A 23,208-nucleotide genomic window follows, 5' to 3' on the forward strand; every position below is an offset into this window, starting at 1 on the left:
TCAGCGGAAAAGCCGCCTATTATAGTCTTCAAAATACGGTGTAGTGAGGGGTTTACCATGGTTGATATCAAAAAAAGTGATGCCGATTGGCGTAAAGAGGCTGATCTCAGTGAAGAGGAGTTTCAAATTTGCCGTCAGAAGGGCACAGAGCGAGCTTTTAGCGGCCGTTACTGGGATGAAAAAACACAGGGTACCTACCGTTGCCGGTGCTGCGGCGAGGCACTGTTTGATTCCGAGACCAAATATGATTCTGGTTCTGGATGGCCCAGCTTTTATCAGCCGCTGTCGCAAGAAGGTATTGCCGAGCATCGCGATACCACTCACGCGATGGTGCGCACCGAGGTCACCTGTGCCCGTTGTGGGTCTCATTTGGGCCATGTTTTTCCGGACGGGCCGAAGCCAACGGGTTTGCGCTACTGCATTAACTCTGCATCGTTAACACTCGAAGAGCGGTGATTTGCTGGGAAAATAGCCATTCTGGCTATCCAGTGACCAAGCCAATGAAAAAGATAAATTTTTTTAGCATAAGTTCTTGACGCTTTTTCGTAAGCTGGTAATATGCGCGCCACTTCGGTTGATAAGCAACTGCTTGCGACTTGAGTGATGCGGCGTCCCCTTCGTCTAGTGGCCTAGGACACTGCCCTTTCACGGCAGTAACAGGGGTTCGAGTCCCCTAGGGGACGCCATTATTTTTGGCGGGAATAGCTCAGTTGGTAGAGCGCAACCTTGCCAAGGTTGAGGTCGCCGGTTCGAACCCGGTTTCCCGCTCCAAGAAAAAAGATAGGCCAAATAAAAAAGGTGCTCAATAGCACCTTTTTTTTTTGCCTGCAGTAAATGGAATATCGGTGCGGCGATGGCCGCCAGCCTTTCTCTATCCAGCAATGGCAAGCGGCGCGATTGTTCAGTGCAGCCCGAAGGCCTGGGCGCGGAGATCGCTGTAATCGGCGTTCTCACCAGCCTCGTAATAGCGCTCTTCGAGCAGCTGAAATTTTTCGATCTCGTCGTCGGCGAGGTAGTGCAGGCAGTCGCCACCAAAAAACCAGAGTAGCTCGCGTGGGATGTGCGGCGTAAATGCTGGAAAGTGACTGACCAGTCGGCTAAGCAGGCGTTGTCCCAGTTCCAGATATTCGCTGCGCTCTTCCAGCGCACTGCCGGTGAGGGCTAGCAAATCCGCAGTTTCCTGGCGGCTTTGTTCATCGTGATCCGGTGTTTGATTGAGAAACGCGTTCAGTGTGCTGCTGAAGCTCTGGAAAACTTGCAAGTGGTAGTCGAAACGGTCTTTCACGCGATGCACCTCAGTTCTGCGGGTGTGCAGTGTATCGAACCGTTGCCTGCCGTGGCAAAATAGCCGACTTTCTCGTCGGGTATGCTCGGCGACATTCACTAAGCCATCATGACAATACGGATGAACTTTATGATCAAAGCTCTATCCATCCGCGGTTTGCGCAAAACCTACGACAACGGCTTCGAGGCCCTTAAGGGTATAGACCTTGATGTTGGGCAGGGGGATTTCTACGCCTTGCTGGGGCCTAACGGTGCTGGCAAGTCGACCACCATAGGCATTATCTGCTCGCTGGTCAAGAAATCGGGCGGCGACGTGCACGTGTTTGGGAAGTCCGTTACTGAGGAACCTGCTCAGGCAAAGAAATTTATCGGTTTGGTCCCGCAGGAGTTCAATTTCTCCAATTTTGAATCACTGTGGGACATTGTGCGTAACCAGGCAGGTTATTACGGTCTGCCGCGCAAACTGGCGGAAGAGCGAACTGAAAAATACTTGAAGAAACTTGGGCTGTGGGACAAGCGGCACGACGCAGCGCGCATGCTTTCAGGCGGTATGAAGCGTCGTCTGATGATAGCCCGGGCTTTGGTGCATGAGCCTAAGCTGCTGATACTCGACGAGCCCACTGCCGGTGTTGATATAGAGCTGCGTCGTTCGATGTGGGATTTTCTGCGGGATATTAACCGTCAGGGCATTACGATTATTCTGACGACACACTATTTGGAAGAGGCTGAAAGCCTGTGTCGCCATATCGGTATAATAGATCAGGGGCGGATTATCGAAGATACCAATATGAAAGTGTTGCTGAAGCAATTGCAGCGTGAGGTCTTCATCTTTGATGTGGCCGGAGAGCTCCCCGATCCAGTTCAGGTGGAAGGTTTTGAGGCGCATCGTATCGACGAGCACTCTTTTGAGCTGAGCATTGATAAGTCAGTGAGTCTGAATGAGGTGTTTGACCGGCTGACACGAGCGGGATTACAGGTCACCAGCATGCGGAACAAGGCCAATCGGCTGGAAGAATTGTTTGTCGGTTTGTTGGCGCAAGGGGGGAAAGCATGAGCTTTAACGAGAAGTGGATAGCCTTTCTGACTATCGTGCGCAAGGAAGTGCGTCGTTTCATGCGGATCTGGATGCAAACGCTGTTGCCGCCAGCTATTACCATGACATTGTACTTTGTGATTTTTGGTACGCTGATCGGTTCTCGTATCGGTGAAATGGGTGGGTTCAATTACATTCAATTTGTCGTTCCCGGGTTAATCATGATGTCGGTCGTCACCAATTCCTATGCCAACGTGGTGTCGTCATTCTACGGAGCAAAGTTTCAGCGCTTTATCGAGGAAATACTGGTTTCTCCCATGTCGAACAGCATCGTTCTGTGGGGGTATGTGATTGGTGGTGTGGCTCGCGGCTTGCTGGTGGGCTTGATCGTAACCTTGTTGTCGCTGTTTTTTACTGAGTTGAACCTACATAGCGTTTGGGTAACGATTGCCATTGTTACGTTAACCTCCGTATTTTTCTCGTTGGCAGGCTTTATCAACGCTGTGTTTGCTAACAGTTTTGATGATGTATCCATTGTGCCCGTATTTGTGCTCACGCCGCTAACGTATCTGGGGGGCGTGTTTTACTCCATCGATATGCTGTCAGATTTCTGGGCTGGCGTGTCAAAGCTTAACCCCATGCTGTATATCGTGAACGCATTTCGCTACGGCATTCTCGGGGTTTCCGATGTAAATGTGGGTTGGGCATTCATCATGGTATTGTGCTTTACCGTTTTAGCTTACGTGTACTGTATGCACCTGCTGGCAAACAGCAAACGCCTGAGACAGTAAATGGTCGATTTTCGTGATCTGCCGTTAGGCAAGCACACGCAGTACCCGGATCAGTATGATCCAGGGCAGTTGAGACCTATTCCGCGCGCTCAGGGGCGAGCCGGGCTGGAGATTTCCACGTTGCCCATGCGCGGCAGTGACTGCTGGAATGCTTATGAGCTGTCGTGGCTCGACGCTGACGGAAAGCCGCAGGTAGCCTGCGGGCAGTTTGTTTTTTCGGCTGACTCTACGCATATGGTAGAGTCAAAATCGTTCAAGCTGTACCTGAATTCCCTGAACTCGACACGCTTTGATTCGCTGGAGAAGTTGACGGAAACACTACGGGGCGATTTATCTGCAGTGGTTGATGGTGAAGTCGTGGTAGAGGTGCTATTGCCCGCAACTTGGGCTGACCGTTATGCCGTGAGTGCAGCCGATGGAATCTGCCTGGATGGCCTGTCACTGACAGATATTGCAGCATCGCCAGATGCAGCGTTGATTAAACGTTCGGGCAAACGTGGTGAGGCTCGTTACTTTTCCGAGCTGTTTCGCTCTTGTTGTCCCGTTACCGGGCAGCCAGATTGGGCCACCATAGAGTTAGAGTGTCGTGGAGAATTGCCAGATCCTCAATCGCTGCTTGCTTATCTGACCAGCTTTCGCCAGAACAACGAATTTCATGAGCAGTGTGTTGAGCGTATGTTTTCAGATATCAGTCGGCGCCTGAACCTTGAAGCACTGACGGTTTACGCCCGCTATACACGGCGAGGTGGTCTGGATATTAATCCGCTGCGTTCTTCGCATGAAAACAGTAGACCCTTTAGACGATTGGCGCGGCAGTGATGCCCGGAATACATCCGGCTGGCATTGCCGGCCTGACAGATAGCTTACCGAGTAAGGAGACAGCATGATCAGTTCTTTTAAACCTGTTGCACGTACTTTGATGGGGCCCGGCCCGTCTGATGTGAATCCGCGCATTCTGGAAGCTCTGGGCAGAACCACTATTGGTCATCTCGATCCGCAGTTTATCGAGATGATGGACCAGATCAAACAGCTTCTTCAGTATGCCTTTCAGACCAAAAATGAGCTGACGCTGCCAGTTTCAGCCCCTGGCTCTGCGGGTATGGAAGCCTGTTTTGTCAACTTGCTGGAGCCCGGCGATAAAGCCATCGTTTGCATCAACGGTGTATTCGGCAATCGCATGGTTGAAAATGTTACGCGTTGCGGTGCTACCGCAGTAACTGTTGAGGACGATTGGGGCAAGCCTGTTGATCCCGCTAAAGTAGAAGCTGCATTGGTGGCCAACCCTGATGCAAAAGTGCTGTGTTTTGTTCACGCTGAAACGTCTACCGGTGCGCGTTCAGATGCGCAGGCGTTGGCCTCCTTAGCTCAAAAGCACGACTGTCTGACGATCGTCGATACGGTTACATCGCTTGGTGGAGTGGAGCTAAAGGTCGACGAGTGGGGGCTTGATGCGGTGTATTCCGGAACGCAAAAGTGCCTGTCCTGTACGCCAGGTCTGTCACCGGTCACCTTTAGCGATAAAGCAGCAGACGTTATACGCAATCGCAAAACACCTGTGCAAAGCTGGTTTCTCGATATGAATCTGGTCATGGGTTATTGGGGCGGCGGTGCCAAGCGTGCCTATCACCATACGGCGCCGATTAATGCGCTTTATGGTCTGCACGAGGCGCTGGTTATTCTGCGCGAAGAAGGCTTGGAGAATGCTTGGGCGCGGCATGCGAAGATGCACACAGCACTTGCAGCGGGTCTGGAGGCTCTGGGTATCGGCTTCGTGGTTGACGCTGATTACCGTTTGCCTCAGCTCAATGCAGTCACTATTCCTGAAGGTATCGACGATGCTACCGTGCGAGGCAAGTTGTTAAAGGATTTCAACCTTGAGATAGGTGCGGGTCTGGGGGCGTTGGCTGGTAAAGTGTGGCGCATCGGTTTGATGGGGCATAGTGCCAATGCCGAAAATGTATCGCTTTGCCTCGATGCGCTGGAAGCCGTATTGATCGAAGAGGGAGCCAATATTAACGCCGGCGCCGCAAGAAACGCCGCCGCATCAGCCTTGCTTTCCTGACCTGACTTCCGACCTGTCTGTGTCCAGGCAGGTCGGATAGCCTATCCTGCCAACGGGTAGGGTTCCATAATATATCCCACGCAATCCTGTTGTATCACTTTTTCATCGAGCGTAAGCATCGATGGTATAAAGGGACGACGCGTGAACAATCGATTGCCGTCACGATAAAAATACTCGCCAGTGACATCGCGTCCTGCATCATTTGAAACACTCAGGGTCGCATGTTCACTGTTGCAGTAGGCAAAGTGCGTATTGGGTTTCAGTCGGGTGAAATTCCAGTTATCCAGCGACATTGGCAGGGTGAAATCTGCGCTGGACGGAGAGTCGGCAAAATGAATGCTGCTGTCTGCCGGGACGCGCATTCTTGCCACCGTGTGAAATACCGAGCAATCCTCTAACTCAGACGTGGCGACGTCCAGGTCACCGTAAAGTCCGAATTCCAGCGTCGCAATCGCCTGCTCAATGCCTGAGGGTTCGCCGGCCAATCCGCACTCGAGGGTAACGGCGGGGCAGTATCGGGCCATGTTGTTGGCCAGTACCTGATGAGGCTCGGAGAAAAAGACGATAGTGTTACTAAAAGACTGGGCCAGGCTCACAAAGCGTCTGTCGACATGGTTTATACAGGCGTATAGGGGATTTCTTCCGGTATTGTTGTGTATGTCGACGGCGGCAACCGGGCCGGTGTTAGCAACGTAATCAAGTACCTGCTGGGCCAGGCGGTGTTCAGCCAGTTCTCCCCCAGCCCAGATCCGGTTGTAGTCCGGCTGGTTTTTCAGCCTTCTTGCACCCTTTTCAGCGGCGGCAGTATTGCCGACAAAGATGATCAGATCTCTTGGCAGGCTTGCCTTGGATTTCAACAAAGCCTGTACAGCGGGCAAGCCCGTTGTTTCATTGCCGTGAAGCAAAATGGAAACGAACAGTGGTGCAGCTTGCTTACCTTTCAGGTGGATCAGTGTCGGCCCGCCCAGTATGGCGTGTAGCTCAGTGGCGCGACAATTCAACAGGCGTTCCGGAAGGGTTGTGAGTAATGAGAGTGCTACCACGTGTACACCGCTCCCCGTTTGCCGTTTTCCAGATAAGCCGCCATCAAGTGCTGCAAGTTTCGGTTATGCGACAGATAGAAGTTGCGTTGCCATATGGCGCCGGTTTGTTGGCGGCGCACGCGTTCACCGACCACTTCGTTTACATAGTAGTTGGCGTCGGCACGGTCAAAGCCGACCGTTTCCATGTGCTTTCTGGCAGCAGGGATCAGCTCGTCGAGCAGTAGTTTGTCCAGTGGCACCTGCTCGCGGCCGTCCCAGCTTAATTTGGCGCGCAGACCGTAACGCGCCGCGCGATAGAAGTTTTGTCTTGCAGCGGCAAAGCTGATCGCCGGTCTTCTGTGTGCGAGCCATCCGACAAGGCCGTAAAAGAAGGCGATATTTGCTACGCAGTCAGTGATCGTTGGTCCCGCTGGCAGTGTTCTGTGTTCCAACCTGAATTGCAGTTGTGATTGGTCGTTCACCTTCAGTAATGCCCGATTCCACCGCCAGATGGTGCCATTGTGAAGCTGGAGGTGAGCAAAGGGTGCATTCTGGTTTTGATTGAAAAGGAAGGGGAGCAGTACCGGGTAGGCCACCATATTTTCTTCGAAAATCTCGATAACAGAATGCTTCATGTAGCTACTGCCAAAGTTTACGCGCTGCACAACTTCGCCGTGTTCGCCGAGAAAACACGGTACTGCGACCGATTGTTCAAACAGGGGTATCCGGCTTTCATCCCACAGTAACTTGCCAAAGACCAATGGAGAGTTTGCGCAGGCCGCGACTAGAGGTGCAGAGGCGAGCAGGCTTGCGTTGTAGTAAGCTGCGAAGTCGTCGGGTGCCAGTTGCAGATGGATTTGTAGAGAGGTCGTGGATGCTTCAGTCATGACATCGTTGTGTTGCACAGTCAGCGAGTCGTAGTCGCTCTCTATATGAATGTCCAGGGGGCGAAAGCGTCGACCTTTCAGGATTTGCTGGTTGAGTGCCTGGTAGCGTCGCAGCGGCGAGACGTTGCCCATATGCAGGTCGTCATCGCGTAAGCTTGGTAGTACGCCGGCCAGGCAAAGGTCGAGGTTATGCTGGGCTGCCACCTGTAGGCAATGATTCCAGCGCTCGGTTAGCGCGCTCGCAATAGCGCTAAGCATATTGGTGTCAGCGGCGAACGGCGGGGTATTCACTTCGATATTGAATTTAGCCAGTTCCGGCACCACCATCGGGTCGTTCAGTGATTTGATGAGGAGCTCATTTTGGCTGGCTGGCCGCAGGTGCTTATCAATCAGGCACGCCTCAAGCTCCAGGCCAGATGTGCCGGTGTGGCTGTCGGTTCGCCCTGACTCCAGCCATTCCCGAAGCAGGGCGGTCTCCTGCGACAGTTGGCTCTTAAACGCCATAAAATCGGCTGTCGTAAATTCGCAGCTCTCAATTTCCTGTCCCACGTAATAGCCCCGCACACTGTGGCTTTCCCTGAAGTGTAGATGCGCGCGCCGAGTTCGTCAGCCTATCTGCGCTGGCATCGAGCCTTAAATAGGGGGAAAATGTCGGGCCTCCAACACCAACAATAAGCAGTAGGGGATTCGCGCGTATGCAATTCACCGATTACCTGAAGATTCTCGCCAAAAATGACGGTTCAGATCTTTACCTAAGTACCGGCGCACCGCCGTGTGCGAAGTTTCAGGGGGTGTTGAAGCCGCTATCCAAGGAGGGGCTGGGGGCTGGGCAGATCAAGGACATTGCAAACGAGATCATGGACGAAGAGCAGCAGGAAATTTTTGAGCGGGAGCTGGAGATGAATCTAGCAACCTCTGTGCCAGGCGTGGGTCGATTTCGTATCAATATCTTCAAGCAGCGCAATGAGGTATCGATTGTTGCGCGCAACATTGTCACCGAGATTCCCAAGTTCGACGACCTGAAACTGCCGGAAGTCCTGAAAGATGTGATTATGACAAAACGTGGCCTGGTGCTCTTTGTGGGTGGCACAGGCAGCGGTAAATCCACGTCATTGGCGGCGCTGATTGACCACCGAAACAGCAACAGCGGTGGCCACATCATCACCATTGAAGATCCCATCGAATTTGTGCACAAGCACAAGAAATCTATTATCAATCAACGCGAAGTGGGCGTTGATACTCGCTCCTTTGCCGCGGCGCTCAAGAACACCCTGCGGCAGGCGCCGGATGTGATTCTGATTGGTGAGATCCGTGACCGGGAAACCATGGAGCATGCGCTGGCCTTTGCAGAAACGGGCCACTTGGCCATTTCAACCCTGCATGCCAATAATGCCAACCAGGCCCTTGATCGTATTATTAACTTCTTTCCAGAGGAGCGGCGCACCCAGTTGCTCACCGATCTGGGGATGAACTTGCGCGCCTTTGTTTCACAGCGACTGGTGCGCACGGTGGACGGCAAGCGCGCAGCGGCGGTGGAGGTCTTGCTGGGCACTGCCACCATTCAGGAGCTTATACTGCGAGGTGAGCTCGACAGCATTAAAGAAATCATGGAAAAGTCCGAGCAGCTGGGAATGCAAACCTTTGATTCTGCGCTGTTTAAACTATACAAAGAAGGTCGTATTTCGCTGGACGAAGCCATAAAAAATGCAGACTCTGCGAACAATCTGCGACTTCGAATCAAGTTGGACTCCGGTGGCGGCCAGGGTAGTTCCCGGTTGAGTAATCTGGCGCTGGAGGATATCCCTGTCGACGAGGACGAACCGAGCTAGTGTTGGCCGTCTGTGTTCGAGGTCCGCTTGATTGTCTATTGGATGTATATCCAGTAATCTTCAGTGATCTCAATAACTGGCCCTGACCATGAGTGACGACAAGGTTTCCACAACCGCACTGGCAAAGGCGCTTGAAGTGCCGGTTCAACAATTATTTGGCACCCTGAAAGACTACGACTGGATTCGCAAAGTGGCGGATGGCTGGGCGTTGACGCCCAAAGGTGAGTTTGAAGGTGGTGAGTACCGCAACAGTAAGCGCTATGGTCGCTACATTGTCTGGCCGGTTTCGCTTGAAGAGCACCCGATGCTGCGGGCGCTGGAAGACAATAAAATGCTGTCCGGGGCTGCGCTGGGGCAACCGCACGGGCTTAGCGGCCGGGCCGTCAATCGGGTGTTGGCGGAGCTGGGCTGGCAGCGCCGAGATGCTCATGGTTGGATGCTGCTGCCGAGCGGTAAGCAGCAGGGTGGGGTGCAGCTGGAAAACCGTCAGAGTGACATGCTCTATGTGCTTTGGCCGGAGACCGTAACAGACAACAGCGTGCTGAAAAGGCGATTACAGGAAGTGGCTTGTGCGGGCTCGCGTGACATGGAAAACGACTTGTTTGCGGGTGAGAAGGGCGTCGTCAGCATTGATGGGCACACGCATGAGCGATCTGAGCTACAGCAAATCTGCCAGTGGCTCTATCTCGCCGGGGTGTTGCATGCAACCAGACGCACCTTGCCCGTAGAGGAAAATCTGGTAGCGGATTTCTTTTTGCCAGGGCAGCAAGTCTATATCGACTTTTGGGCGACTGATGCGAGCCCAACGTCCTTGAAAGCCCAGATGCGGCGCGCTGAGATATACAAAAAACTAGGGTTGAACAGTATTGAGTTGCACCCGGAGGATATTGAGCAGCTCGACGATGTTATGCCGCGCCAGCTGCTCAAATATGGGGTGCAGTTTAGTTAGTTTCGGTGGTGAAGTGCTCGTCAATCTGTTTGGCGAGTGTGATATCGCGCATCGAGATGCCGCCCAGGTCATGAGTGGTCAATTCGATATCTACCCGGTTATAGACGTTACTCCATTCGGGGTGGTGGTCCATTTTTTCTGCAAGCATGGCAACCTGTGACATAAAGCCAAAGGCGCTTACAAAATCCCGGAATTTGAACTGACGGTAGAGCTTGTCTTCGCGCACAGTCCAGCCTGGCAGTTCCGCCATTACGTCTTGTAGCTGGGATTCACTGAATCGGGTTGTCATAGGGTTTTACGCTCCAAAAAAACGCCACATTCCATATGTGTTGTATAGGGAAACTGATCGAAAAAAGCCAGTGACTGTATGTGATGATCTTGGCACAAATACATTAAATCGCGCGCCAGGGTTACCGGGTTGCAGGATATATACAGTATTCGCTCAAACCCGCCGATAAACTCGCGGGTAAAGTCGTCTAGGCCAGCGCGCGGAGGGTCGACGAAAACAGTGTTGAGCTTGTAATCGTCAAGGTCGAGGTGCGCTAATCGGCGAAAGGGGCGTACTTTTTTCAGCGCTTGAGAGATTTCTTCCGCCGACAGCCTGGCAAATTCAATGTTGCTTATAGCGTTTATTTCGCAGTTTTCAATGGCTGCTCGGGTAGCGGTTTTGGAAACCTCTGTGGCAAGCACTTTGTCGAAATAGCGCGACAGGGGCAAGGTAAAGTTGCCGCATCCACAATACAGTTCCAGCAGGTCATCGTCCCTGGCACCACTCACCTGTTTGCAGGCCCAGCTGATCATTTGCTCGTTTACCCGTGCATTAGGTTGGGTGAAGCTGTTCTCATAGTGCCTGAAGGTAAAGTCGCGATTGTCAGCGTGTAGCGTTTCGGTGATAAAAGCCTTGTTCAGGACCAGTTGTTGTTTACGGCTGCGACCGATCACTGAGATTGAAAAGGCTTCCATTAATGTTTGGGCTGCTTGTTGCCACGCATCGTCCAGTGGTCGGTGATAGATCAGTGTCACGAGCAATTCGCCGCTGAGTCCGGACAGAAACTCGACTTGAAACAGACGGTGCGTCAGAGCTTCGGATTGCGCGATGGCTTGTCGCAAGGGCTCCATGACGTTGGCGATACGTTCACAGGCAATTGGAAAGTGCTCGATGACGACTGCCTTGCGGTCGCCGGTTTTGCGGAACATGACATAACGGGGCTCGCCGTCAATGTGTTGAATTCGAAACTCTGCACGCATCCGAAAATGATCTGGTGCAGATGGAAAAATGTCGGCTTCCGGTGCCCCTAAAGCTTTAAACTCCGGTGTTATGCGTGCAACCTTTTCCTTCAGCAGTTCATTGTAGTTGGCGGGGTTGAAATCACTAAGTGGCATTGGTGGCTCAATAGGCAATAGTTAAATGCGCTGGCCCAGGCGCGACTGCCAAAGATCATTGGCTTGGCGATGGGCCTCGTCGGGTTTGGTGGTCTTGCCCAGTGCACGCAGGGCAATGGCAAGCGTACCGATAACGGCCTGTTCGCCATAGGTGTCGGTAGCGGTGCCCTGCCAGCACGCTTTCAGGTAGTCCAGAGGCAGAGTGTCGAGTTTATCCTGGCGACCGGAGAGCAAGCGCGGCCACTCTTCAACAGTGGGGTTGTTGTTTAGCAGCAGATGCAGTTTAAGGTCAGCTTCGGGGCGACGTTCAGCCTCGCCGGCCTCGCCCTTAAACACAACGGCATTTTCCTGCCCCAGCAACTGCGCGGCCCGCTGGTGGCTATCTGCATACGCGGGGTGAAAAATACTTTGCATAGAGCACCGCGCGCCGACGGGGTTGATGAGTCGGGTTAGTGTATTGACTGGTGATCGCAGACCAAACAGATTGCGTAGATCGATGATGCGCTGCAGTGGTTCGCAGAAGCTGCGCAGCGGAACAAAGGCGAAGTTACTTTGGGCTAGTGCGGCCTCTGCGTCTGCCCAGTTTTCGCAGGGCGCATGCCCCAGCGCGCCGAGAGCTTGCTCAGAATACAAGCGTCCGGCGGTATGGCCTGCAGCACCATGCATCAATACACGGTATCCGGCCTTGGCAAGGGTGAGTGCTGCCAGCAGGTACCAAGGATGTTGCCGTCGTTTTCCGGCGTAGCTTGCCCAGTCGAGGTCGACCTGGAAACTGGGGCGTTGGATATGCGCACGCACTGCGCTGACAAAGCCGGCTAATTCTTCGGGACTTTCCTCCTTGACGCGCAAAAGCATCAAGAAGGCGCCAAGTTGAACGGGCTCCACTTCTCCGCGCAGAATCATGCCAAAAGCCTCTTGGGCTTCCTCAAAATCCAGCGACCGGGAGCCGGTTTTACCTTTTCCCAGAATGCGCACATAGGGCGCAAATGCGTGTTCGGACATGGTATTGATAAGCCTACAGGCAGTTTTCAGGGCGGGGCAGGCCGGCTATCTTGCTCAATAACTTGGCGGGGCTGCCCGGAAAAAGTTTCAGAAAATGCAGGCTGTTGCCTTTGTTCGGCCCGAGTTCCTGCTGCGCATATTTTACCAGAGGGCGCATGGCTGGCGAGTGGTCAAACTCGCGATAAAACGCCTGAATCAGTGCTATCAGCTCCCAGTGCTCTGGGGTCAGGATGATAGATTCGGCTGCAGCCAATTGGGTCGCGACATCACGGTTCCAATCTGCGAGGTTAAGCAGGTAGCCTTCATCGTCGGTGGCCAATGGCATATCAAAACCAGCTTTGCGTGTGGCGATGTTGCGCACAGAGCTCTACCAGCTCGCTGTAGTCGATAAGCTTCACACTGGCGTGCATGCGCTCGATAAGGCCTCTCTCTGCGACCTCGTCACGCAGTGCATAAAGATTCATGGCCGCCCCTGAGGGTCCTTGCCCGGCGTAAACGGCGTCATGCATCAGAACAATGTGGTCATTGGCGTGACAGACCCTAAGGCAGTCGCGGTAGGCGCTGCTAGCGCTGGGCGAGGTTTGCACAAGGTGTACGATTGCATCTTCCATCAGATGGTCAGCACCCTGTCATAGTTGGCACACAGCTGGCTTATTTCTGAAGGCTGGCAAAGCTGTACCGGCATAGAAAGATCTTTTTGTGATAGGTGGCGACTGTCCAGTGATTGCTGGTTAACCAGCAGGGGTCCCACGTCATAGAGCGGCAGGGAGGATAGAAGTGACTCCACATTCTTGCTGCCGCTGGCGGTAGTGTCCTGATGGCGCAATAACTGGTACACACCATCATCGGTAAAGAGCATTGCAACGTTTAGGTCAAAAGCGCTCGCCGCCAATGCAATGTCGATGGCTTCACGTGCGTAGCTGGTGCCGTAAGGGGCTTTTCTGCAAATCATGAGCAACGATGACATGCGCTAGCCTCCAAATGTGACAATACGATCGGATAGCAGCATGGCTTCGACCCATTGGCCCAATCCTGACAATTCAAAGCCTTCCAGCATGTTGCTGCCGTCTAATCGATAGCGTTCGGCTTCGCGCTGATCGACAATGCCACGGCGCAAAGCGCTGGAAACACACAACACCATATCCACGTTGTGTTGCTTCGCGAAGCCTTGCCATTCGAGAGGAAGGCAGGCCTGATCCTGTGGCGCGACGGTAAGTCGGTTGCCGGTCGCTACCGCGTCGTGAAAGAAAAAAACACGAAACAGCTCGTGGCCGCCGGCGATACTGGCTTGGGCGAACTTGAGCGCTGAAGCCACCGCCGGCGACGATTGTGGTGAGCCGAGAATAAGCAGGGAAAATTTCATTTGTGCAAAAAGCCCCGGATTACCGGGGCTTTTGGGTGCGGTTGAATGGCCGGCGACCTAGTCGTCACCAGACAGGGCCATCAGGATATGCAGCAGGCTGATAAACAGGTTGTAAATGGATGCATACAGCGTGATGGTCGCAAGGATGTAGTTGCGCTCACCGCCATTTACGATCTGCCCAGTCTGAAACAGGATCAGTGCGCTGGAAAACAGCATAAAGCCGGCAGAAAGAGCCAGGTGCAGTGCCGGCATTTTGAAGACCAGCACGGCGACGACACCCAGTAGCAGGACGATAGCGCCCGCGGTGATAAAGCCCGCGAGGAAGGAAAAATCCTTTTTGGTGGTGATCGCATAGGCTGATAGACCCAGGAAGATGACGGCGGTACCACCCAGCGCTTGCATGACCAATTCTGAGCCAACACTGCTTTGCGTGAGAGCACCGATCAGCGGTCCAATGGCATAGCCCACAAAGCCGGTGAAGCCAAATACCGCGAGCAGGCCCCAGGCGCTGTTGGCCAGCATCTGCGCCAGAAACGACAGGCCGATAAAGCCGCCCAGAAACACCCATGGGTTGAGTGGGGCTGCGCCGCGTGCGAGAAAGGCAGTGAATGCGCTGAAGGCAAGCGTCATGGCCAGCAGCATGTAAGTATTTTTCAGTACCTTATTGGTCCCGACGACTTCAATGCCGGCAGGTGAATGAGCGACGGTTCTATCTTGCATCGAAAACTCCGCGATTGGTTCGAATTGCTTAAATCATACTGTGCGCAGCGCCAAAAGCAAGGTTTATAGGAGGGCGCTAAGCATTTGAATCAGCTGTTGATTTAGAGGCGGGATTTGCTGGGAAGTTCAGAGGATTGGGTACTAGGAGAAAGATGGCGGAGGGGCAGGGATTTGAACCCTGGGTGGGCGTTAACCCACGCCGGTTTTCAAGACCGGTGCATTCAACCACTCTGCCACCCCTCCGCGGCAGACCGCAATTATACAGAGCTCGTTTCGACAAACAAGCATAAGAACAGACGATTCAGTGACTTTAGTAAGGAAAGTAGAGTTTTTGATTAACTACTGAGCAGTGCGCGGGAAAGCGTGTGGCCGAGGCGACGGTGCAATGGAACGAAAAACGATCAATGTCGGGCGCGACCAGCAGATTTCCTGCCTAGTGGCGGATCACAGCGACGGGCGAGGCGAGTTGTTGCTCTTCTGTCATGGTTTCCCCGGGCTGGCTTTTAGTTGGCGCCATCAATTGCGTTATTTTGCGCGTGCGGGCTACGTAGCAGTGGCGCTGGATATGCGCGGCTATGGCGACAGCAGTGCGCCGGAGGATGTGGCGGACTATTCGCTGGATCATATACGTCACGATCTGCTTGCTGTGCTGGCGCATTTTGGGCGCTCCAGAGCAGTTTTTGTAGGGCATGATTTCGGCGCGCCAGTGGTGTGGAATATGGCGTTGCATGAGCCTGAATCTGTAGTCGCATTGGTGGTCCTCAGTGTGCCCTACGATTTTGACTATTACGGTCGCAGAGGGTTGGCGCCTGCTCAGTCAACGATGCCGCCTACGCAGCAGTTTTCGCAGGTGGCGCAAGAGCATTTTCTTCACGCCCACTATTTTCAATCGCCAGGTGTCGCGGAGCTGGAGCTCGATGCGAACTGTAGTCGTTTTCTAAGTCGACTGTTCTGGAGTCTGAGTGCTCGGGGTGCGTTACTAGGCAGCTTTGCGTCGGCCCCGGGTACGGCAGGGTACCTTGACGTTTTACCGCCGGCAGGTATGAATCTGCCGTGGTCGTGGCTCAGTCAGGCTGATTTTGCGGTGTACGCAGACATGTTTTCGCGTACCGGATTTCGCGGCGCATTGAATTGGTATCGGGTCGCAGATATCAATTGGCAGCTCAATAAGCGTTACGTTGGCCAATCCATAGATGTGCCGGTGAGCTTTATTGCAGGGAGTAATGATCCAGTATTAACCATGAGTGGGGAGGGTGCGCTCGCCTTTATGGCCGAACGGGTACCAGGTTTGGAAGTGCGGATCGTTGATGGTGCCGGGCATTGGGTGCAGCAGGAACAGGCCGAGGAGGTTAATGCTGAAATGAGCCGGTTTTTACAGTCTGTGTATTCGAGAGAAAAGAAAAACGGCCGTTAGTGTGACTAACGGCCGTTTAATGCAGTATTTTCCGGAGTGCTGAAATCAGCGATTGCGTGGATCGTTGATCGCGCGCGGTGGAATCTCCCGATCCGGATCCGGGCTTGCCATGGCGCTTCTGTCCAGTTCAGCGGGTAGAGGCGAACTGGTCGAAATACTGACCTGTGTAACCGGCTTGGGGTTCTCGCGCGGATCATTCGCTGCCCGACCGCGTGCGGCGGGTGGAACAACTGCTTTCCGAGTTGGTGCCGGCTCATTTGCCGTTTTGCTGACGGGAGCCTGTGCTGCCGGCTTGGGGGCTGGCTGCTCCTCGCGCGAAGCGTCGGCAGCGTTGTCCAGTGCCGACGTTTCGGCTGCGGCGCTACTGGCTTTTGTTGCTTGCGCGGCCTCAGGCGCCTTTTCTGCAGCTACGTCTGTCTCCACCGCTGGGGTACTTGGTTTCTCAGTTGCGGCTGCTTCAGCGGGCTCTTCCTCGCTGGTTGCTGCGGGCTTGGGCTCGGTTTTCGTCGGCTTGGGCTCGACAGTTTCCTCTTTGGAGTTATGCGTTTCCTGTTTGGGGTCGCTAACTTCTGGTTTGGTGGTGGCCTGTTCCTGTTGTGGTTCGGCCTGCGATTGTGATTGCTGCGCTATCGGCGCCGTAGACTTTGACTGCTCGGCGCTAACCGGATCTGCTTTGGGCTGCTCTTCGGTCTGGGCAGCGGGTGTGCCAGCATCGTTGGGCAATGCAATGGCTTCCTCGCGCTTGCGATCGTTCTTTTGACGCGGCTTGCGATTGCTTGGACGGCGCTGCGGGCGATTTTCATCGCGCTTGTCGTTGTCGTTTGCAGCGTCATCTTTCTGCCGAGGCTCGCTGGGCTTGTCGGTGTTTTTGTTAGCGGGCTTTTCAGCCTGTCTGCTGTCGTTTGTCTGATCGCCACGATTGCGCCGGTTGTCGCTGCTGCGGCCCTCGCCATCGCGACGGTTGCGGTTGCGATTACGGTTGCGATTGCGGTTGCGCTGCTGTGGTTTGTTCGTGTCAGACTCGGGTTCAGGTGTGGGCTCAGTCTTTGGTGTGGGCGCCACGCGGGTATCGATTTCCTCGGCCTGGAAGAAGGTGCTGAGGCTGGACACTATTTTCTTGAATAGCCCAGGGCCGCTCTCCTGGCTTGTGCTGGCCGCAGCCGGTGCTGGGGTAGCTGTTGCTGCAGGCTCTTGCGGCTCGCTGCGCTGGGGGGCGGGTGCTCGGGGCGCCAGTCCGGAAACAGCGGCCTGTTGAATGGGCGGCAATTCCTCGTCTTTGGCTTCCTGTTCTTCTTGGGCAGTTTCCAGTTCGCTGGTGATTTTGTAGCTGACCAACTCTTCCTCGCCAACGTCGCTCTCGCGCAGGCGCTGCACTTCAAAATGTGGGGTTTCGAGGTTGATGGACGGAATGACAACAACCCGTACTCCGGCGCGGTTTTCGATTTCATGAATCGGCACGCGCTTTTCGTTCAACAGGTAAGACGCCACGGTCACTGGAACGATAGCGCGAACTTCGGCGCTTTTTTCCTTGGTAGCCTCCTCTTCGAGCAGGCGCAGAATAGACAGTGCCAGTGATTTGGTATCACGAATGGTTCCGTGCCCTTCACAGCGCGGACAAACCTTCGCGCTGGTTTCGCCCAGTGAGGGGCGCAGGCGTTGGCGCGACATTTCCAGTAGGCCAAAGCGTGAAATCCGGCCAAGCTGAACGCGCGCGCGGTCTGGCTCCAGTGCATCACGCATGCGGGTTTCCACTTCGCGCTGATTGCGCGGCGCCATCATGTCGATAAAGTCGATGACGATCAGGCCGCCAATATCACGCAGGCGCAGCTGGCGAGCGATTTCATCGGCCGCCTCGAGGTTGGTCTGCAGGGCGGTTTCTTCGATATCGCCGCCTTTGGTTGCCCGTGCGGAGTTGATGTCGATGGAAACCAGTGCTTCCGTTGGGTCGATCACCACAGAGCCGCCAGAGGGTAGGTGCACTTCGCGCTGGAAGGCCGATTCGATCTGGCTTTCAATCTGGTAGCGGTTGAACAGAGGAACCGGGTCTTTGTAGAGGCGGATCTTGTTCTTGTATTGAGGCATTACCTGCTCGACAAAGGCTTTCGCCTCTTCGAAAGAGGTTTCGTTGTCGATCAGAACCTGGTCAATATCGTCGCGCAGGTAGTCGCGGATGGCGCGAATGATGACATTGCTTTCCTGCAGGATCAGCAGGGGGGCTTTGTTTTCGTCTGAGGCTTTGCTGATGGCGCTCCACAGGTGCAGCAGGTAATCCAGATCCCATTGCAGCTCTTCAGAAGAGCGGCCAATGCCGGCGGTGCGCACAATCACGCCCATGCCATCGGGAATGCTGATGGAGCTTAGAGCTTCGCGCAGCTGGGTGCGATCTTCGCCTTCAATGCGACGTGATATGCCGCCTGCGCGAGGATTGTTGGGCATCAGCACCATGTAGCGGCCCGCGAGGCTGATGAAGGTAGTGAGTGCAGCGCCTTTGTTGCCGCGCTCTTCCTTTTCTACCTGCACGATGATTTGGGTGCCTTCTTTGACGACATCCTTGATTTTGACGCGGCCTTCAACCTCGGAGGGTGAGCGGTAGAAGTACTCTTTGGAGATTTCTTTCAGTGGCAAAAAACCGTGGCGCTCGGCGCCGAAATCAACAAACGCGGCTTCAAGGCTGGGTTCTACGCGGGTGATCGTGCCTTTGTAGACATTGGCTTTTTTCTGGATACGAGTACGGTTTTCGATGTCGAGATCGTAAAGCCGCTGCCCGTCGACGAGGGCGACACGCAACTCTTCTGGCTGCGTGGCGTTAATGAGCATTCTTTTCATTTGGTAAATCCTTGTAATTGAAGGATTTACCGCAGTGTTACTCGAGCTGAGACAGACTACAGTAGCGCCAAACCCCTGCACATAGGCAGTGTTTCAGACCCAATTCCGGAGACGACTGATCGTGCTACAACGGCTTGGGACTGATCTAGCGGGTCTTGCGAAAACTCCCTGAAATCTGTTGGAAAGGCGTGATTGATAAGATCGGCGCGAGTGTTTTCTTTCACTTCACTATTCATAATTTACTGTCGGCTGCGCGCTCGATCGATTAACCCATCGCGATGCTGTCGGCACCGCTTGCTCAATTCTCATATCTCTCGTGGTAACGATGCGGTAAAATCCACTCGCATTGTTAACATCGTTACAAGCAGCGTAACATTCGCGCTTGTACAGGCTTGTTCTCTACTCTCCACAGTGTAGGTAAACAGTGCAGACAGTGCTTTGCAGGCTCGGACGTTTCCCCCTTCGGGAATCAGGTCGACGAATCTGCTGAGCCTCTGATCTCTTTGCCTTTTTAATAGAAAAAGGTGCGCAGCCTGTGGGATGTCGCGAGAGACCAAGCGGCTACTGTCGCGAATATAGCAGTTAAGTTCAGTTCGATCAATCAGTTAGATAGGAAGCGAAGCTTGGGCATGGAATCCGGGCGGCCTCAGGCTGTTCAATTTGTTACCGTAGATGAGGGGGCTGAGGGGCAGCGGGTAGACAATTACCTGCTCAAGGTGCTCAAAGGTGTTCCGAAATCGCGGATTTACCGGTTGCTGCGCAAGGGGGAGGTGCGGGTCAATAAGGCTCGGGTGAAGCCGGACTTTAAGCTCGAGATTGGTGATGTGGTGCGTATTCCGCCCGTCCGGATGGCGGCGGCAAGCGAGAAAGCACCGGCATTTGTCTCGGATGCCCTGTCAGACCGGTTGTGTGACGCGGTGCTGTTTGAAGATGAGCGTTTGCTGATCATCAATAAGCCTTCCGGGCTGGCCGTTCACGGGGGCAGTGGGGTGAGTCTTGGGCTGATTGAAGCGTTGCGCAAGATGCGACCAGAGGCGAAGTTTCTGGAATTGGTGCATCGCCTGGATAGGGATACTTCGGGCTGTGTCATGCTGGCCAAAAAACGCAGTACTCTCAAGACGTTGCATGGGCTTCTTCGAGGAGATGGTGTTGATAAGCGTTATCTCGCGCTGGTGGAAGGGCGCTGGTCGAATCGAAAAGAGCAGGTGAAGTTGCCACTGGAAAAGAATGTGCTGAACTCCGGCGAGCGCATGGTCAAGGCGACGCCTGATGGAAAATATGCGCTGACGCGCTATCAGGTTGTGCAGCGCTTCGAAGGCGCGACGTTGGTAGAGGCCAAGCCGGTAACAGGGAGAACCCATCAGATTCGTGTGCATTGCCAGGCTGCCGGTCACCCCATCATTGGTGACCGGAAATATGGGCGAGATGAGGTGAATCAACGCTTTCAGGCGCGAGGTGTGCGTCGTCTGTTTCTCCATGCCCACCGACTGCGGTTCACTCTGGATAACGAGGTGGTTGAGGTGGAGGCCCCGCTCAGTAGTGATCTCCAGCAATTTATCAATAGTGAGTCGTAAGATATTGTAATGGTAGTGATATTTGATTGGGATGGGACGCTGATAGATTCTGCGGGGAAGATTGTCGCCTGTATGCAGCAGGCGGGCAGGGATGCGCAGCTGCCGGCACCCTCCGATGACGCGGTACGCAATATTATTGGATTGGGTCTGGATGTTGCCATTGGCCGATTGTATCCGGCAGAGTCGGAGCAGAAGCGTCTTGAAGTTCGGCAGCATTATTCGCGTAACTTTATTGCCGCCGATCAAACGCCGTGTAGTTTCTTTCCTGGGGTGCAGGAGCTTTTAAATGATTTGCGCGCTCGCGGCGCCCGACTGGCGGTAGCTACGGGTAAAAGCCGCAAGGGTTTGTCGCGGGTTTTGGGTAATCTGGATATGGCAGGCTATTTTGCAGCCACTCGCTGCGCGGATGAGACCGCGTCTAAGCCAGACCCGACGATGCTGCACGAGCTTTGCGAGGAATTTCGTATTCAGCCCGACGAGGCTGTGATGGTGGGGGATACCGAATACGATCTGGAAATGGCACGTCGGATTGGTATGCCCAGTGTTGGTGTTAGTTATGGCGTGCACGCACCAGAGCGGCTTGGGAAGTGGCAGCCGCTGCAGATAATCGATGAGTTCAGGGAGCTCGACGATGTGTTGGCCCGTCACTATGGAATGGCGATACCACGCTGATTCAGTAGGGTTATCAGCTCAATCAGGGGAAGGCCTATCAGGGTGTTGGGGTCTTTTCCTTCCAGTTTTTCGAACAGGGATATCCCCAAGCCTTCCATTTTAAAGCTTCCGGCACAATCAAGCGGCAGTTCCTGCTCAACGTAGCGACTTATCTGTTGTGCTGAGAGCTGTCGAAATGTGACCTTGTAGTTATCGACACGCGTTTCGGTTTTTCCCAGGCCAGTCACGCATAGGCCGGTATAGAAGCTAACGGTTTTACCGTTGCAGGCCTGAAGCTGGAGGCATGCTTTTGCAGCGGTGCCAGGTTTCCCGAGGAGGCTGCCTTCGAGTGCGGCGACCTGGTCTGAGCCAATGATCAGGCTTTCGGGGTAGTGTTGGGCCACGGCCAAAGCTTTTTCCTTGGCCAGTCGGCGGGCCAGCACCTCTGGTGTTTCGCCGCTGCGGGGTGTTTCGTCGATATCGGGACTGTGGCGGCTGAAGCTAATTCCCAGGCGGTGTAATAGCTCGGCGCGGTAGGGTGAGCCTGAGGCGAGTACGATATCCGGTGTCTGCATGCGCTCAATCTTCCTAAAGATACTGATTTGCGGGCAGTTTAGCGGATTTTGCTTTGACAAACCGCAGACTCGGCCCTATGATTGCGCGCCTATGCGAAGACAGCCTCTGCCCCGACAGGTGGACGCTCGGAAGTTAACGTCCACTGATGTAGAACTTTCCGGCATCCAACCCGTCAGTGATTTTCCACGCTTTGCGGCGGGACTCTGCGATGAACGCGGAGACGTGGACGTCAAAATGCACTTTTACCGGGATGATTCATCAATCCACCGTATCAGTGCTACGCTGGCGACCGACGTGTTCGTTGTGTGTCAACGCTGCCTGAAGGCGATGCCAATTTCCATCAGTTCGCAGTTTGAACTGGGCATTGTCTGGACGGAAGCGCAGGCAAAGGCGCTGCCTCGCGAGCTTGATTCAGTGATTCTTGGCGAAGAGCCGCTGGATCTGTTTCCTCTTATAGAGGATGAATTGATTATTGAAACGCCGTTCACGAATTACCACCCACCCGGGGAGTGCCAGCCCGCAGGGCCGGTGAAGTACGGTGAAGAACCTGAGGGAGCTGAGGAGCGGGATAACCCCTTCGCAGTTCTGAAAGATTTAAAATCTAGCGATTAAGCGCTGAGGAGCATTTAGCCATGGCTGTACAGAAGAGCAAGAAGACCCGGTCTCGCCGGGATATGCGTCGTTCACATGACGCGCTGAGCGGTCCCGCGCTGGCCGTGGATTCGACCAGCGGTGAAACTCACCGCCGTCACCACGTAACAGCCGATGGCTTTTATCGTGGTCGCAAAGTTGTTGCCGGTAAAGACGACGAGTAAAATTGGGCAGCAATGCCATCTATAGCGATTGATGCCATGAGCGGAGACCACGGTCTCCGCTCTTCACTTCCGGCCGCCGCCAAGGCAATCGCAGAAATCCCCCATCTAAAGTTGACACTGCTTGGCCAGAAGCATGCGATTCTGGACGAATGTCAACGTCGCTCTGTCGACCCCGCTTTATTTACACTTATCGATACCCCTGATGTCATTGGCATGGAGGAATCGCCTGCCGTGGTCCTGCGGAAAAAGCAGGATTCCTCCATGTGGCGAGCGATTGAGCTACTACGTGACGGCCAGGTTGATGGCGTGGTGAGCGCTGGGAATACCGGTGCGTTGGTGGCGATTAGTCGATTCCAGTTGCAGTGTCTGCCAGGTATCAGGCGTCCGGCGATGTGCGCACCACTTCCCGGCGAAAAAGGCGATACCTATATGCTGGATCTTGGGGCGAACGTCGATTGTCGACCCGAAGAACTGTTGCAGTTCGCGCAAATGGGCTCTGCTCTGGTTGCCTGTCTCAAGGGGGCTGCCAAACCGCGGGTAGCATTGCTTAATATTGGCGAGGAAGCTGGTAAGGGTACCGAGTTGGTACGCGAGGCGGCCGCACTTCTGGAGGGTGAGGCTGGAGTCAATTTTACCGGCTATGTGGAAGGCTTCGACCTCTTTACCAACCGCGCCGATGTCATTGTCTGCGATGGTTTTGTCGGCAATGTTGCGCTGAAGGTTTGTGAGGGCACGGCATCCTATATTGGTCGCCAGCTCAAAAATCGCTTCAGTGACAGCTGGTACGGCATGCTCAGCGGTCTATTTGTACAGCCGCTGCTCAAGGATTTTAAAAACGATATAAACCCCGACGAGTATAACGGTGCTGCCCTGCTGGGCCTTAATGGTGTGGTAGTGAAAAGTCATGGCAGCTCCAGTAAAAAAAGCTTTTACAGCGCGATTCGCCATGCCGCCAGAGCGGTAGAGCAGGAGCTACCCCGGCGAATCGCAGAGCAACTCACACAGTCTTAAATCTGACATACAGGAA

The 23,208-nt window shown here is 54.2% G+C and carries 26 protein-coding genes and 3 tRNA genes; 15 read left to right on the top strand and 14 right to left on the bottom strand.

Annotated elements, in window-relative coordinates:
• The first annotated feature begins 57 nt into the window (after window positions 1-57).
• The 3 genes from msrB (at window position 58) to AC222A_RS02295 (ending at window position 771) form a co-directional block, all read left to right on the top strand.
• Window positions 58-456, top strand: a complete 399-nt coding sequence (msrB, locus tag AC222A_RS02285) for a peptide-methionine (R)-S-oxide reductase MsrB (RefSeq protein ID WP_372749920.1) — start codon at window positions 58-60, stop codon at window positions 454-456.
• A gap of 154 nt (window positions 457-610) precedes the next feature.
• Window positions 611-686 (top strand) — tRNA-Glu (locus tag AC222A_RS02290).
• 9 nt (window positions 687-695) lie between these two features.
• Window positions 696-771: transfer RNA gene (locus AC222A_RS02295), tRNA-Gly, on the top strand.
• Between the two features lie 130 nt (window positions 772-901).
• Here the strand turns inward: AC222A_RS02295 and AC222A_RS02300 are convergent.
• The gene (locus tag AC222A_RS02300) at window positions 902-1,285 is read right to left on the bottom strand and encodes a PA2817 family protein (RefSeq protein WP_372747679.1); all 384 of its coding nucleotides are present in this window, start codon (window positions 1,283-1,285) and stop codon (window positions 902-904) included.
• A gap of 129 nt (window positions 1,286-1,414) precedes the next feature.
• Here AC222A_RS02300 and AC222A_RS02305 point away from each other — a divergent pair, with 129 nt between their 5' ends.
• The 4 genes from AC222A_RS02305 (at window position 1,415) to AC222A_RS02320 (ending at window position 5,170) form a co-directional block, all read left to right on the top strand.
• Window positions 1,415-2,338 (top strand): ABC transporter ATP-binding protein, encoded by a 924-nt coding sequence (locus AC222A_RS02305; protein ID WP_372763719.1) that lies wholly within the window; start codon window positions 1,415-1,417, stop codon window positions 2,336-2,338.
• Window positions 2,335-3,108, top strand: coding sequence for an ABC transporter permease (locus AC222A_RS02310; RefSeq protein ID WP_372747681.1), 774 nt, complete (start codon window positions 2,335-2,337; stop codon window positions 3,106-3,108). Before AC222A_RS02305 ends, AC222A_RS02310 begins: the two co-directional genes overlap by 4 nt.
• Complete coding sequence (gene queF / locus AC222A_RS02315; RefSeq protein WP_372763720.1) at window positions 3,109-3,927, top strand: NADPH-dependent 7-cyano-7-deazaguanine reductase QueF; 819 nt, start codon at window positions 3,109-3,111, stop codon at window positions 3,925-3,927.
• A 64-nt stretch (window positions 3,928-3,991) separates the two neighbouring features.
• The gene (locus tag AC222A_RS02320; protein WP_372747683.1) at window positions 3,992-5,170 is read left to right on the top strand and encodes a pyridoxal-phosphate-dependent aminotransferase family protein; all 1,179 of its coding nucleotides are present in this window, start codon (window positions 3,992-3,994) and stop codon (window positions 5,168-5,170) included.
• A gap of 41 nt (window positions 5,171-5,211) precedes the next feature.
• Here the strand turns inward: AC222A_RS02320 and AC222A_RS02325 are convergent, their stop codons facing one another.
• Both AC222A_RS02325 and AC222A_RS02330 read right to left on the bottom strand, forming a co-directional pair.
• Entirely contained in the window at window positions 5,212-6,213 is a 1,002-nt protein-coding gene (locus tag AC222A_RS02325; RefSeq protein WP_372747684.1) for a M14 family metallopeptidase, read from the bottom strand.
• Window positions 6,207-7,583: a glutamate-cysteine ligase family protein gene (locus AC222A_RS02330; protein ID WP_486774595.1), complete on the bottom strand. Its 1,377-nt coding sequence runs from the start codon at window positions 7,581-7,583 to the stop codon at window positions 6,207-6,209. Before AC222A_RS02330 ends, AC222A_RS02325 begins: the two co-directional genes overlap by 7 nt.
• 191 nt (window positions 7,584-7,774) lie before the next feature.
• Here AC222A_RS02330 and AC222A_RS02335 point away from each other — a divergent pair, with 191 nt between their 5' ends.
• Both AC222A_RS02335 and AC222A_RS02340 read left to right on the top strand, forming a co-directional pair.
• Complete coding sequence (locus AC222A_RS02335) at window positions 7,775-8,908, top strand: PilT/PilU family type 4a pilus ATPase (RefSeq protein ID WP_372747686.1); 1,134 nt, start codon at window positions 7,775-7,777, stop codon at window positions 8,906-8,908.
• Between the two features lie 88 nt (window positions 8,909-8,996).
• Window positions 8,997-9,857: a hypothetical protein gene (locus AC222A_RS02340; protein WP_372747687.1), complete on the top strand. Its 861-nt coding sequence runs from the start codon at window positions 8,997-8,999 to the stop codon at window positions 9,855-9,857.
• Here the strand turns inward: AC222A_RS02340 and AC222A_RS02345 are convergent.
• From AC222A_RS02345 to AC222A_RS02385, 9 genes are all read right to left on the bottom strand, one after another.
• Entirely contained in the window at window positions 9,850-10,146 is a 297-nt protein-coding gene (locus tag AC222A_RS02345; protein ID WP_372747688.1) for a 4a-hydroxytetrahydrobiopterin dehydratase, read from the bottom strand. The genes AC222A_RS02340 and AC222A_RS02345 overlap by 8 nt on opposite strands.
• Entirely contained in the window at window positions 10,143-11,240 is a 1,098-nt protein-coding gene (gene trmA / locus AC222A_RS02350; RefSeq protein WP_372797320.1) for a tRNA (uridine(54)-C5)-methyltransferase TrmA, read from the bottom strand. Before trmA ends, AC222A_RS02345 begins: the two co-directional genes overlap by 4 nt.
• Before the next feature lie 21 nt (window positions 11,241-11,261).
• Window positions 11,262-12,242: a glycosyl transferase family protein gene (locus AC222A_RS02355; protein ID WP_372747690.1), complete on the bottom strand. Its 981-nt coding sequence runs from the start codon at window positions 12,240-12,242 to the stop codon at window positions 11,262-11,264.
• 13 nt (window positions 12,243-12,255) lie between these two features.
• Window positions 12,256-12,567 (bottom strand): TusE/DsrC/DsvC family sulfur relay protein, encoded by a 312-nt coding sequence (locus AC222A_RS02360; protein ID WP_372747691.1) that lies wholly within the window; start codon window positions 12,565-12,567, stop codon window positions 12,256-12,258.
• A gap of 1 nt (window position 12,568) precedes the next feature.
• The gene (gene tusB, locus AC222A_RS02365) at window positions 12,569-12,853 is read right to left on the bottom strand and encodes a sulfurtransferase complex subunit TusB (protein ID WP_372747692.1); all 285 of its coding nucleotides are present in this window, start codon (window positions 12,851-12,853) and stop codon (window positions 12,569-12,571) included.
• Window positions 12,853-13,209 carry a sulfurtransferase complex subunit TusC gene (gene tusC, locus AC222A_RS02370; protein ID WP_372797318.1) on the bottom strand — a complete coding sequence of 119 codons (357 nt, stop codon included), beginning with the start codon at window positions 13,207-13,209 and terminating at the stop codon, window positions 12,853-12,855. The genes tusB and tusC overlap by 1 nt, the downstream gene beginning before the upstream one ends.
• A gap of 3 nt (window positions 13,210-13,212) precedes the next feature.
• Window positions 13,213-13,605, bottom strand: a complete 393-nt coding sequence (gene tusD, locus AC222A_RS02375) for a sulfurtransferase complex subunit TusD (RefSeq protein ID WP_372747694.1) — start codon at window positions 13,603-13,605, stop codon at window positions 13,213-13,215.
• A 57-nt stretch (window positions 13,606-13,662) separates the two neighbouring features.
• Window positions 13,663-14,325, bottom strand: coding sequence for a Bax inhibitor-1/YccA family protein (locus AC222A_RS02380; protein WP_372747695.1), 663 nt, complete (start codon window positions 14,323-14,325; stop codon window positions 13,663-13,665).
• 153 nt (window positions 14,326-14,478) lie between these two features.
• Window positions 14,479-14,568, bottom strand: a tRNA-Ser gene (locus AC222A_RS02385).
• Between the two features lie 142 nt (window positions 14,569-14,710).
• Here AC222A_RS02385 and AC222A_RS02390 point away from each other — a divergent pair.
• Window positions 14,711-15,739, top strand: a complete 1,029-nt coding sequence (locus AC222A_RS02390; RefSeq protein WP_486774596.1) for an alpha/beta fold hydrolase — start codon at window positions 14,711-14,713, stop codon at window positions 15,737-15,739.
• Window positions 15,740-15,784: 45 nt separating this feature from the next.
• On the opposite strand, the gene rne is transcribed toward AC222A_RS02390, so the two are convergent.
• On the bottom strand, window positions 15,785-18,565 hold the full coding sequence (rne, locus tag AC222A_RS02395; protein WP_372764236.1) for a ribonuclease E: 2,781 nt from the start codon (window positions 18,563-18,565) through the stop codon (window positions 15,785-15,787).
• A gap of 629 nt (window positions 18,566-19,194) precedes the next feature.
• Between rne and rluC the strand changes: the two genes are divergently transcribed.
• A complete protein-coding gene (rluC, locus tag AC222A_RS02400; protein WP_372749869.1) occupies window positions 19,195-20,139 on the top strand; it encodes a 23S rRNA pseudouridine(955/2504/2580) synthase RluC in 945 nt (314 codons plus the stop codon).
• A gap of 9 nt (window positions 20,140-20,148) precedes the next feature.
• Window positions 20,149-20,811: an HAD-IA family hydrolase gene (locus AC222A_RS02405; RefSeq protein WP_372758325.1), complete on the top strand. Its 663-nt coding sequence runs from the start codon at window positions 20,149-20,151 to the stop codon at window positions 20,809-20,811.
• Here the strand turns inward: AC222A_RS02405 and AC222A_RS02410 are convergent.
• A complete protein-coding gene (locus tag AC222A_RS02410) occupies window positions 20,787-21,365 on the bottom strand; it encodes a Maf family protein (RefSeq protein ID WP_372764239.1) in 579 nt (192 codons plus the stop codon). The genes AC222A_RS02405 and AC222A_RS02410 overlap by 25 nt on opposite strands.
• Before the next feature lie 91 nt (window positions 21,366-21,456).
• On the opposite strand from AC222A_RS02410, the gene AC222A_RS02415 reads away from it, so the two are divergent.
• The 3 genes from AC222A_RS02415 to plsX are packed head-to-tail and all read left to right on the top strand — an operon-like array spanning window position 21,457 to window position 23,192.
• Window positions 21,457-21,978, top strand: a complete 522-nt coding sequence (locus tag AC222A_RS02415; protein WP_372750346.1) for a YceD family protein — start codon at window positions 21,457-21,459, stop codon at window positions 21,976-21,978.
• 20 nt (window positions 21,979-21,998) lie between these two features.
• Window positions 21,999-22,181 carry a 50S ribosomal protein L32 gene (gene rpmF / locus AC222A_RS02420; protein ID WP_372750345.1) on the top strand — a complete coding sequence of 61 codons (183 nt, stop codon included), beginning with the start codon at window positions 21,999-22,001 and terminating at the stop codon, window positions 22,179-22,181.
• 12 nt (window positions 22,182-22,193) lie between these two features.
• Entirely contained in the window at window positions 22,194-23,192 is a 999-nt protein-coding gene (plsX, locus tag AC222A_RS02425) for a phosphate acyltransferase PlsX (protein ID WP_372750344.1), read from the top strand.
• Window positions 23,193-23,208 lie beyond the last annotated feature (16 nt).

It is taken from the genome of Litorivivens sp., assembly GCF_057445395.1.

Coding starts and splice junctions, on each gene's coding strand:
- msrB (WP_372749920.1), top strand. CDS start 58: ATGGTTGATATCAAAAAAAGTGATGCCGATTGGCGTAAAGAGGCTGAT.
- AC222A_RS02305 (WP_372763719.1), top strand. CDS start 1,415: ATGATCAAAGCTCTATCCATCCGCGGTTTGCGCAAAACCTACGACAAC.
- AC222A_RS02310 (WP_372747681.1), top strand. CDS start 2,335: ATGAGCTTTAACGAGAAGTGGATAGCCTTTCTGACTATCGTGCGCAAG.
- queF (WP_372763720.1), top strand. CDS start 3,109: ATGGTCGATTTTCGTGATCTGCCGTTAGGCAAGCACACGCAGTACCCG.
- AC222A_RS02320 (WP_372747683.1), top strand. CDS start 3,992: ATGATCAGTTCTTTTAAACCTGTTGCACGTACTTTGATGGGGCCCGGC.
- AC222A_RS02330 (WP_486774595.1), bottom strand. CDS start 7,583: ATGGCGTTTAAGAGCCAACTGTCGCAGGAGACCGCCCTGCTTCGGGAA.
- AC222A_RS02335 (WP_372747686.1), top strand. CDS start 7,775: ATGCAATTCACCGATTACCTGAAGATTCTCGCCAAAAATGACGGTTCA.
- AC222A_RS02340 (WP_372747687.1), top strand. CDS start 8,997: ATGAGTGACGACAAGGTTTCCACAACCGCACTGGCAAAGGCGCTTGAA.
- AC222A_RS02345 (WP_372747688.1), bottom strand. CDS start 10,146: ATGACAACCCGATTCAGTGAATCCCAGCTACAAGACGTAATGGCGGAA.
- trmA (WP_372797320.1), bottom strand. CDS start 11,240: ATGCCACTTAGTGATTTCAACCCCGCCAACTACAATGAACTGCTGAAG.
- AC222A_RS02355 (WP_372747690.1), bottom strand. CDS start 12,242: ATGTCCGAACACGCATTTGCGCCCTATGTGCGCATTCTGGGAAAAGGT.
- AC222A_RS02360 (WP_372747691.1), bottom strand. CDS start 12,567: ATGCCATTGGCCACCGACGATGAAGGCTACCTGCTTAACCTCGCAGAT.
- tusB (WP_372747692.1), bottom strand. CDS start 12,853: ATGGAAGATGCAATCGTACACCTTGTGCAAACCTCGCCCAGCGCTAGC.
- tusC (WP_372797318.1), bottom strand. CDS start 13,209: ATGTCATCGTTGCTCATGATTTGCAGAAAAGCCCCTTACGGCACCAGC.
- tusD (WP_372747694.1), bottom strand. CDS start 13,605: ATGAAATTTTCCCTGCTTATTCTCGGCTCACCACAATCGTCGCCGGCG.
- AC222A_RS02380 (WP_372747695.1), bottom strand. CDS start 14,325: ATGCAAGATAGAACCGTCGCTCATTCACCTGCCGGCATTGAAGTCGTC.
- AC222A_RS02390 (WP_486774596.1), top strand. CDS start 14,711: ATGGAACGAAAAACGATCAATGTCGGGCGCGACCAGCAGATTTCCTGC.
- rne (WP_372764236.1), bottom strand. CDS start 18,565: ATGAAAAGAATGCTCATTAACGCCACGCAGCCAGAAGAGTTGCGTGTC.
- rluC (WP_372749869.1), top strand. CDS start 19,195: ATGGAATCCGGGCGGCCTCAGGCTGTTCAATTTGTTACCGTAGATGAG.
- AC222A_RS02405 (WP_372758325.1), top strand. CDS start 20,149: ATGGTAGTGATATTTGATTGGGATGGGACGCTGATAGATTCTGCGGGG.
- AC222A_RS02410 (WP_372764239.1), bottom strand. CDS start 21,365: ATGCAGACACCGGATATCGTACTCGCCTCAGGCTCACCCTACCGCGCC.
- AC222A_RS02415 (WP_372750346.1), top strand. CDS start 21,457: ATGCGAAGACAGCCTCTGCCCCGACAGGTGGACGCTCGGAAGTTAACG.
- rpmF (WP_372750345.1), top strand. CDS start 21,999: ATGGCTGTACAGAAGAGCAAGAAGACCCGGTCTCGCCGGGATATGCGT.
- plsX (WP_372750344.1), top strand. CDS start 22,194: ATGCCATCTATAGCGATTGATGCCATGAGCGGAGACCACGGTCTCCGC.